Here is a 9663-nt window from a genome sequence, read left to right as displayed (position 1 = left end):
CGTTGCTGAATATTCTAAACTGGATTTTGAAAGTTTAAAATGTCCGGCTGTTGGGAAAATGGAACGCATTGATAAAAAATTCATCATGAGTGAGGTTATCCTTAAGCCCGAACTGACTATCAAAAATGCAAAAGATGAAGAAAAAGCAATGAAATTGCTTCATAAAGCAGAAGAGATCTGCCTGATCACCAGATCGATAAAAACCGAGGTGAAATTGGAAGCTAAGGTTAAAGTTACCGAAACTGTTTAATGATTGATTACCTTCCAAATATGTTGAAAGAACCGGAATTTATTTCCGGTTTTTTTATGGCTTCAACTGAATAAATTTCCTTTAGCTATATTGATTAAAATTGTAATTTTCTCAGAAATTACAGGATGGAAAGATCTGCCGAAATAAAAATCAGAGCATTTATCAGGGAAGATTTTCTCGCCGTAAGGCAGATCTATCAACTGGGCATAGACACAGGGATTGCAACTTTTGAAACACTTGCTCCAAACTGGGAAGCTTGGGATAAAAAATTCCGCACAGATTCCAGATTGCTTGCTGAAAATAATAATAGCATTATTGGCTGGGTAGCTCTCTCCCCAGTATCGGCACGCCAGGTTTATTCTGGAGTGTGTGAAGTAAGTCTGTATGTGCATCCAGAACATTCGGGCCGTGGAGTTGGCCGGGCTTTACTGAGATCGATTATTGCTCAAAGCGAAAAAAATAAAATCTGGACGCTGCAAGCAGGTATTTTCCCTGAAAATAAAGCCAGTATCGCGCTGCATACCTCTGAAGGATTCCGCGAAGTGGGTTACCGGGAAAAAATAGGAAAAAGAGATGGAGTATGGCACGACAATATTTTCCTGGAACGAAGAAGTCATGTGGTAATATGAAGACTTTGCTTTTTAAATTAACCATAAAAAAACCTCCTTAGCGCAAACTAAGGAGGTGTCTATTTATAATCAAATATCCGGAATTACTTCCCTTCCATTTTATCTTTTAAAGCCTGAAGATCGGCATTAACATCACCAATTGTGGTTTTGTCTTTTGTTTGCGTAGCTGCTTTCTTAGCGGCTTGCTTAACGATTTGCTGCTCTTCTTCTTTGTGAATAGCCATATGAGAAGCTACCACTCTCTTGAATTCCTTATTGAATTCAATGATTTGGAACTCTGCAGATTCACCTTTAGTCAATTTGTTACCATCTTCTTTCTCAAGATGTCTGGTTGGAACAAATGCAGTGATATCTTCATTAAAGTCTATTGTAGCACCTTTGTCTACGATCTCTGCGATTTCTGCGGTGTGTTTAGTACCAACAGCGAACTCAGTTTCGTACTTATCCCAAGGGTTGTCTTCAACCTGCTTGTGACCAAGGCTTAATTTACGACCTTCAACATCTAATTCAAGAACTACAACTTCAAGCTCATCACCTACGTTAGTAAATTCTGATGGGTGCTTGATCTTTTTAGTCCAGGATAGATCAGAGATATAAATAAGTCCGTCAATTCCTTCTTCTAATTCTACGAATACACCAAAGTTGGTAAAGTTACGTACAATCCCTTTGTGGCGTGAGCCAACAGGATATTTAGTAGTGATATCTGTCCATGGATCTGGCGTTAATTGCTTAATTCCTAGAGACATTTTACGGTCTTCACGATCTAAAGTTAAGATTTGAGCTTCAACCTCATCTCCAACATTTACGAAATCCTGGGCTGAACGCAAGTGCGTGCTCCATGACATTTCAGAAACGTGGATAAGACCTTCAACACCATCAGCAACTTCGATAAATGCACCGTAATCTGCGATTACAACTACTTTACCTTTTACCTTGTCTCCAACCTTAAGATTTTCGTCAAGAGCTTCCCATGGGTGTTTGCTTAATTGCTTAAGACCTAATTGAATTCTTGTTTTAGCTTCATCAAAGTCAAGAATTACCACGTTCAGTTTTTGATCAAGTTCAACGAGCTCATTTGGATGGTTGATACGAGACCAGCTAAGATCGGTAATGTGAACAAGTCCGTCAACTCCTCCAAGGTCAACAAATACTCCGTAAGAAGTGATGTTCTTTACAGTACCTTCAAGTACCTGACCTTTTTCAAGCTGACCGATAATTTCTTTCTTCTGCTCTTCAATATCGGCTTCGATAAGTGCTTTATGAGAAACTACAACGTTTTTGAATTCGTGGTTGATTTTCACCACTTTGAATTCCATCGTTTTTCCTACGTAAGCATCGTAATCACGGATAGGCTTCACGTCTATTTGAGAACCTGGCAAGAATGCCTCAATTCCAAATACGTCTACGATCATACCACCTTTAGTTCTGCATTTCACAAAACCATTTACGATAAGTCCTTCGTCATGTGCTTTATTCACACGATCCCAGGCCATGATCACACGGGCCTTTCTGTGAGAAAGGATCAATTGACCAGTAGCATCTTCACGCACATCAATTAACACTTCAACCTCATCGCCTACTTTAAGGTCTGGGTTGTAACGAAATTCGTTAAGAGAAATAACACCTTCACTTTTGGCATTGATGTCAATGATAGCATCCCGATCAGTAATGTTAATTACTTTTCCTTTGGTTACTTCATCATCTAAAGTGTCGACGAAATTTTCTGAAACCAGCTTCTCAAATTCTTCCAACTTTTTATCATCAATCGGGTCAATACCCTCTTCATAATTATGCCAGTTAAAATCTTCTAAGAATTTTTCAGGATTTTGTTGTTGTTCTGTTGCAGAAGGTTGAGAAGAATTATCCAATCCTGCTACTCCCTGCACTTCAGGAGAATCCTGAACTTCTTGTTTGTTTTTGTCTTCAGCCATTGCTGATAAATTAATTTGTATCCTGTGCCTTCCCGGAAAAATTAGCAAATGAAACACAGAAGTGTTTATAAAAATTTATTCTCCCTTATTGATTTTCCGGTTCTTTGCCAAAAAGGAGTGCAAAAATACTATTTATTTTTTAATTCTCAAAGCTTTAGGCCTTTGCTTCGATCTTATCTTTAGCGAGTTGAAGTACTTTTTTAAATTGCTCCTCCAGATCCATTTGGGAATTGTCAATTTCTATAGCATCATCGGCCTTAAGCAGTGGCGAATCGGCCCGTGTAGTATCGAGATAATCACGCTCTTTCACATTCTTCAGCACTTGCTCAAAGGTGATATTATCTCCTCGTTCCTTAAGTTCCTTAAACCGTCTTTCCGCTCGAGTTTCAGAAGATGCAGTCATGAAGAGTTTGAGGTCGGCATCGGGAAAAACTACCGTACCGATATCGCGGCCATCCATGACCACCCCTTTGTCCTTGCCCATTTCCTGCTGAAGCTTAACCAGCTTCTTTCTTACCTGCGGGATAGCGGCAACTTTGCTCACTTGCTGGGATACCTCAAGGAGACGTATTTCCTTTTCTACATTTTCATCATTTAAATAAATTTCCCCAAAACCCGCTTTATCATCAAAGATGAATTTCACATTAATAAATGGTAAATGTCTTATTATAGCTTCTTTATCAAAATTAGTATCGCTCACAAAAAGTTTCCGCATTGCGAAGAGAGTTACCGCACGGTACATCGCCCCGCTATCTACATAAATATATCCTAATTCTTTAGCGAGTTGTTTGGCAACCGTACTTTTTCCTGTTGAAGAATGCCCGTCTATGGCAATTGTGATCTTTTTACTCATCTGGATTTTTTAATTCAGGGGACAAATTTAATTAATTAAGAAGGCTTTTCCCGTTTACACCTAATAAAAAAGCCTCCTTTCGGAGGCTTTGGAGATTAAAGTTTTTTTGCATTCTTCACTTTCTGTTGGGTAATGGCTATATCTATTACCTCACTCATTTCATTCACATAATGAAAGGTAAGTCCTTTAAGGTATTCTTCCTTAATTTCCTTAACATCGCGCTCATTCTCCTTACAAAGAATTATTTCTTTGATTTTTGCCCTTTTCGCAGCAAGGATCTTTTCTTTCAATCCTCCCACCGGCAGCACTTTTCCTCTTAGCGTAATCTCCCCCGTCATGGCAATGCTTTTCTTTACCTTACGCTGAGTGAATAAAGAAACTAATGAAGTTAACATGGTAATACCTGCGCTTGGCCCATCCTTAGGCGTAGCGCCTTCCGGTACGTGAATATGCACATTATATTTCTCAAAAACTCCCGGATCGAGCCCTAGTTCATCAGCGTTTGCTTTTATATATTCCATCGCAATCGTAGCCGACTCTTTCATCACTTTACCAAGATTTCCGGTAATGTTCAGGTTTCCTTTTCCTTTGGATAAAATAGCCTCGATAAACAGGATATCTCCTCCAACCTGAGTCCATGCAAGACCGGTGACTACTCCCGCTACTTCATTATTCTCGTATTTATCGCGTTCCAGTTTTGGGCTACCAAGGACTTCTATGATATCTTCATTTGTTGCCTTGATATTATAGTCTTCTTCCATGGCGATATTCTTGGCGGCATGACGCACCATCTTGGCGATCTGTTTTTCAAGACCACGAACCCCAGATTCCCGGGTGTAACCTTCCACGATCTTTTCCAGTTGAGGCTTGGCAATTTTCAACTGCTCTTTCGTCATTCCATGCTCCTTAAGCTGCTTAGGCAATAAATGCTGCCGCGCGATCTCAACTTTTTCTTCTATGGTGTAACCCGTCACGTTTATCACCTCCATACGGTCTCTAAGAGCCGGTTGGATAGTTCCCAGGTTATTGGCCGTAGCAATGAACATCACCTTAGAAAGATCGAAGCCCATTTCCAGGAAGTTATCATGGAAGTCACTGTTTTGCTCGGGATCAAGAACCTCCAATAAGGCAGAAGAAGGGTCCCCTGCATTTCCGATGCTTAATTTATCTATCTCATCTAAAACAAAAACTGGATTGCTCGTACCGGCCTTTTTTAAACTCTGTATGATCCTACCGGGCATTGCCCCGATATATGTTTTTCGGTGTCCCCTAATTTCGGCTTCATCTCGAAGTCCACCGAGAGAAATTCTAACATATTCCCTACCAAGAGCCTCGGCTACAGATTTCCCCAAAGAAGTTTTACCAACTCCCGGAGGTCCGTAAAGACACAAAATCGGTGATTTCATATCATTCCTTAGCTTAAGTACGGCAAGATATTCAATGATCCTGCGCTTTACATCTTCAAGACCATAATGATCGCGATCAAGTATTTTTTTAGCCCTTTTCAGGTCGAATTTATCCTGGCTGAATTCATTCCATGGAAGGTCCAGAAAAAGATCCAGATAATTTCGTTGAATGGAATATTCAGCAACCTGTGGATTCATCCGTTGCATTTTAGCAAGTTCCTTTTCAAAATGCTTTTGTATTGGTTCCTGCCATTTCTTTCCACTGGCACGCTGGCGCATTTCTTCAATTTCATCTTCGTGAGAAACGCCACCCAGTTCTTCCTGGATGGTTTTCATTTGCTGATGAAGAAAATACTCCCGCTGCTGCTGACTCATATCACTCTGCACCCTCGACTGAATATCATTTTTAAGTTCCAGTTTCTGAAACTCTACATTCATATATCTTAAGGTGGCAAGAGCTCTTTCTCTAAGATCATTCGTTTCCAGCAATTTTTGTTTGTCTTCTACCGAAAGGTTCATATTTGAAGAGACAAAATTGATAAGAAAAGAAGCACTTTCTATATTTTTAATTGCAAAGGAAGCTTCACTTGGGATATTAGGACTTCCCTTTATAATTTGAAGTGCAAGTTCCTTGATAGAATCTATAATAGCTGAAAATTCCTCATTATCCTTGGCCGGTCTGGCTTCGGGAACTTCAGTGATCGTGGCAGTGAGATAAGGATCTTCGCCTACCACTTTTTCGATCTTAAAACGTTTTTTTCCCTGAATGATTACCGTGGTATTTCCATCGGGCATTTTCAATACGCGAAGGATTCGGGCCACTACTCCTACTCTGTTAATATCCTTTGCGGTGGGATTCTCTACTTCCTCATCTTTTTGAGAAACCACCCCAATAATTTTGCTGTCGTTATTGGCCTGGTTAATAAGCTTAATAGAAGCATCTCTCCCGGCAGTGATAGGGATCACCACTCCAGGGAACAATACAGTGTTTCGTAAAGGTAATATTGGTAAAGATTCGGGTAGATTTTCTTTATTAATTTCCTCTTCATCTTCAGGCGTCATTAGAGGGATTAGATCTGCATCCTGATCTATTTCCTGCAATGACAAACTGTCAAAGTTGGTAATTTTTGTTTTTGCCATAATATATTTTAAGTCAAACTGTCATTTTGCAGTTTGTGTTTTTAATCTTTTTCATTTTATTTAAGCCTTACTCTCACGGGCTTAGCTACTGGTATGCGCAATCTTCATTATCTTTAGTCAATTCTTATGCCATCTTAAGATGTAATACTTTTTTCTCAAAAACTGTAACAAAGTGAATTTTAATCAATCTTTATAATAAACAAGATATTTTTTTGACACCAACCATCACACATATCAATGATCTTGTTGCACGATGCCGAAAGGGCGATCAGCGGGCACAAATGGAGATCTACGATCGCTATTATAAAGCGATGTACAATACCAGCCTGCGAATTGTAAACGATACCGCCGAGGCCGAAGATCTTATGCAGGAAGCATTTTTAAAAGCTTTTACTAAGATAGACAGCTTCCAGGGCACCGCAACATTTGGAGCCTGGCTAAAAAAGATAGTGATTAACCTTAGCATCAATGCATTCAACAAGAAATCTAAATATACCGAGCTGAGTTATAACGACGAACTGAAGAATGAACTTGACGAAAGTGAAGGTATAGATCTGGAGGAAAGCGCGAATAATGAAAAAGTAAAAAGAATTATGCGGGCTTTAAATACGCTGAAAGAAAATTACCGAATCAGCCTCACCCTCCATCTAATTGAAGGTTATGATTACGATGAAATTTGTGAAATACTGAATATCTCCTATGCCAATTGCCGAACTACTATTTCGCGGGCCAAGGAGAGTTTACGAAAAAAATTGCTAAAAGATGAAAACTGATAAATTAACTGAGCTTTTCGAAGACCTGGACTTCGATGTCGCAGAACCCAAAGCCGGCCACAAAGACCGCTTCCTGAAAAAACTGGAACAATCGGCTAAGGAACAAAACCGGCCTCAAGCCAAAACCAGAAGTCTTTGGGGACCATTCCTTGGAATTGCGGCGAGTATTGCCCTGGCAATTTTCCTCTTCGGAAACATTCATTTGAATAACCCGGCCGGAAGTAAAGGAGACCTGGCAAGTGTTTCCCCCGAAATGAAAGAGACCCAGGATTTTTACACTGCGGTTATTCAAAGAGAGCTCAAAAACATTGAAGCTGAAAAGTCTCCCGAAACTGAAGCTATTGTCACAGACGCCCTCACCCAGATGGAAAAATTGGAAGCAGAATATTCAGAATTAAAAAAAGACCTCATTAACAGCGGTCAGGACAGACGGGTTATATACGCCATGATAAGCAACTTTCAGCAAAGAATAGATCTACTGAATAACGTATTAACCCAAATTGAAAATATAAAATCCCTAAAAACACAAAGTCATGAAAGCAATATTATATAAACTAATCCTTGCAGCGGTTCTAATACCCGGACTCACTTTCTGCAACAACGACCTTAGCGGTAAACACACTAAGGAGAAAAAAATAACCAGGGAATTCAATGTGTCAGCGAATTCAAACCTGAAGGTTGATAACAGCTACGGAAATATCGATATCTCAACCTGGGATCAGAATAGAGTGGTTATTGAGGTTTTCATCAAGACAAACGGAAATGACCCTGAAAAAGTTCAGGAAAAACTGGATGAAATTGAAGTTGAATTCAACCAGAGCTCCTCCGGAGTTAGTGCAAAAACGCACCTTTCAGGAGGCAAAAGCTCTTCCTGGTGGAGTAATCTCTTTTCGGGATCAAGCAATGTAAATATGGAGATCAATTATATAATTAAAGCCCCGGAAACCAATAACGTAGACCTTAACAACGATTACGGGGGAATCTACATCGACCGTCTGCTGGGAAATTCAAGGATCACCTGTGATTACGGAAAAATTGATATTCTGGAACTTAGAGGTGACTCCAATATACTTGACTTTGATTATACCAGGAACAGCAGATTCGGCTATATTAAGAATGCTGAAATTACCGCAGATTATAGTGAATTTGAAGTTGAAGAGGCAGAAAACCTGAAGATCAACGCCGATTATACTACAACAAACTTGAAGAAAGTCAGCAACCTGGAGTTCGATGCCGACTATGGAAGTATAAGTGTTGATAAAGTAAAAAGAATAATTGGAAACGGAGATTACCTCAGCACCAAGATCGGTAGGATCTTCACCTCAGCAGATCTGAATGTAGACTATGGCAGCCTTAGTATAGACAAGATCATAAAAGGTGCGAGAAACATTAAAATAGACAGTGATTATGCAGGAGTGAAGATTGGTTACGATGCTGGGCAAGCTTTTAATTTTAATGTAGAAGCAAGTTATGGGAACGTCAAGGGTCTGGAAGAATTTCAGCTACAAAAGCGCCATGACCAAAATACGAAACAGAGCCTACAAGGCTATCATTTAGAGAATAATTCCGGCAGCATGCTAACGATCAATACCAGTTATGCTAATGTCCATTTCAGTAAAAAATAATTAATCATCAATCAAAAATCAATTATCATGAAACGATCAATCTTAATTTTAACAACAATTCTATTCAGCTTTAATTCTGTGAACGCCCAATTCTGGAAGAACAAAGGTGTAAAAGGCAATGGCGAGATCACTACAGAAGAACGCCGTACAGCAGATTATGATGAAATTTACGTGGTGGGCTCTATGGATGTGGAACTGGTAGCCGGAACCGAAGGAAATATTAAAGTTGAGGCCGATAGTAACTTAATGGAACACATCATCACCGAAGTTACAAATGGAACCCTTAAGATAAAACCAGCAGAAAAGGTCAACCTGGAACCGTCGCGCAACAGATCTATAAAGATTACCGTTCCGTTCAAGGATTTGAACGAAGTCAAACTTACCGGGTCTGGAGATCTCTGGAATACTTCTGTGATTAGAGCTAATACCTTTAGAACCGCCTTAACAGGATCAGGGAATATCAACCTGGACCTCGATGTCGAAAAACTGGAAAGTCAAATCACCGGCTCAGGAGATACTATGCTAAGAGGAAAAAGCAATTATTTTGGATGCAAAGTTACCGGTTCCGGCGATTTTGAAGCTTACAACCTTAGCGTTGAAGATGTAAAAGCTAGAGTAATGGGTAGTGGGGACATAGAAGTTTTTGCCTCTGCATCTCTGGATGCAAAAATAATGGGCTCAGGGGATATCCATTATAAAGGTAAACCAGACAAGCAGGATTTCAAAACCATGGGCTCGGGAGCTATTTCGTCTAAATAAAAACTATTTCCTTATAGCTATGAAAAGGAAAACGGCAAGCCCTGCGTTAATTCGCGGGGTTTGTTTTTGGTACCCGCATCAGTAAAAACACACCGGCTATAAAAAACACAACCAGAAAAAGGATCGAATCTCTTATACTTCCGGTAATTTGCGCCACCATCCCATACATGAACATCCCTATCACTATTCCTATTTTCTCAGCTACATCATAAAAACTAAAATAACTTGCAGTATCCTTTGTTTCATCGGGAAGAAACTTAGAGTAAGTAGATCTTGATAAAGACTGTATCCCACCCA

At 39.7% G+C, this 9663-nt stretch carries 10 protein-coding genes; 6 read left to right on the top strand and 4 right to left on the bottom strand.

Annotated elements, in window-relative coordinates:
* On the top strand, positions 1-250 hold a 250-nt coding region (locus ACESK1_RS10350; protein WP_372920109.1), incomplete at its 5' end, for an OsmC family protein.
* Positions 251-375: 125 nt separating this feature from the next.
* A complete protein-coding gene (locus ACESK1_RS10345) occupies positions 376-879 on the top strand; it encodes an N-acetyltransferase family protein (RefSeq protein ID WP_372920108.1) in 504 nt (167 codons plus the stop codon).
* A gap of 83 nt (positions 880-962) precedes the next feature.
* Here ACESK1_RS10345 and rpsA read toward each other — a convergent pair whose 3' ends face one another.
* The 3 genes from rpsA to lon form a co-directional block, all read right to left on the bottom strand.
* Positions 963-2810, bottom strand: coding sequence for a 30S ribosomal protein S1 (gene rpsA, locus ACESK1_RS10340; protein ID WP_372920107.1), 1848 nt, complete (start codon positions 2808-2810; stop codon positions 963-965).
* A gap of 154 nt (positions 2811-2964) precedes the next feature.
* Entirely contained in the window at positions 2965-3663 is a 699-nt protein-coding gene (gene cmk / locus ACESK1_RS10335) for a (d)CMP kinase (RefSeq protein WP_372920106.1), read from the bottom strand.
* Between the two features lie 95 nt (positions 3664-3758).
* The gene (gene lon / locus ACESK1_RS10330; protein ID WP_372920105.1) at positions 3759-6209 is read right to left on the bottom strand and encodes an endopeptidase La; all 2451 of its coding nucleotides are present in this window, start codon (positions 6207-6209) and stop codon (positions 3759-3761) included.
* A gap of 212 nt (positions 6210-6421) precedes the next feature.
* On the opposite strand from lon, the gene ACESK1_RS10325 reads away from it, so the two are divergent.
* From ACESK1_RS10325 to ACESK1_RS10310, 4 genes are read left to right on the top strand one after another with little or no spacing between them, the layout of a single operon-like run.
* Positions 6422-6982, top strand: coding sequence for an RNA polymerase sigma factor (locus tag ACESK1_RS10325; RefSeq protein ID WP_372920104.1), 561 nt, complete (start codon positions 6422-6424; stop codon positions 6980-6982).
* Entirely contained in the window at positions 6972-7535 is a 564-nt protein-coding gene (locus ACESK1_RS10320; protein ID WP_372920103.1) for a DUF4179 domain-containing protein, read from the top strand. Before ACESK1_RS10325 ends, ACESK1_RS10320 begins: the two co-directional genes overlap by 11 nt.
* Positions 7516-8607, top strand: coding sequence for a hypothetical protein (locus ACESK1_RS10315; protein WP_372920102.1), 1092 nt, complete (start codon positions 7516-7518; stop codon positions 8605-8607). Before ACESK1_RS10320 ends, ACESK1_RS10315 begins: the two co-directional genes overlap by 20 nt.
* 27 nt (positions 8608-8634) lie before the next feature.
* The gene (locus tag ACESK1_RS10310; RefSeq protein WP_372920101.1) at positions 8635-9366 is read left to right on the top strand and encodes a head GIN domain-containing protein; all 732 of its coding nucleotides are present in this window, start codon (positions 8635-8637) and stop codon (positions 9364-9366) included.
* A 46-nt stretch (positions 9367-9412) separates the two neighbouring features.
* Here the strand turns inward: ACESK1_RS10310 and ACESK1_RS10305 are convergent.
* On the bottom strand, positions 9413-9663 hold a 251-nt coding region (locus tag ACESK1_RS10305), incomplete at its 5' end, for an MFS transporter (protein WP_372920100.1).

Origin of the sequence: Salegentibacter sp., from assembly GCF_041642575.1 — a bacterium.
Classification (GTDB): Bacteria; Bacteroidota; Bacteroidia; order Flavobacteriales; family Flavobacteriaceae; genus Salegentibacter.
Note: the sequence above shows the minus strand (reverse complement) of the source record. Positions and strands in the feature narration are given on the sequence as shown.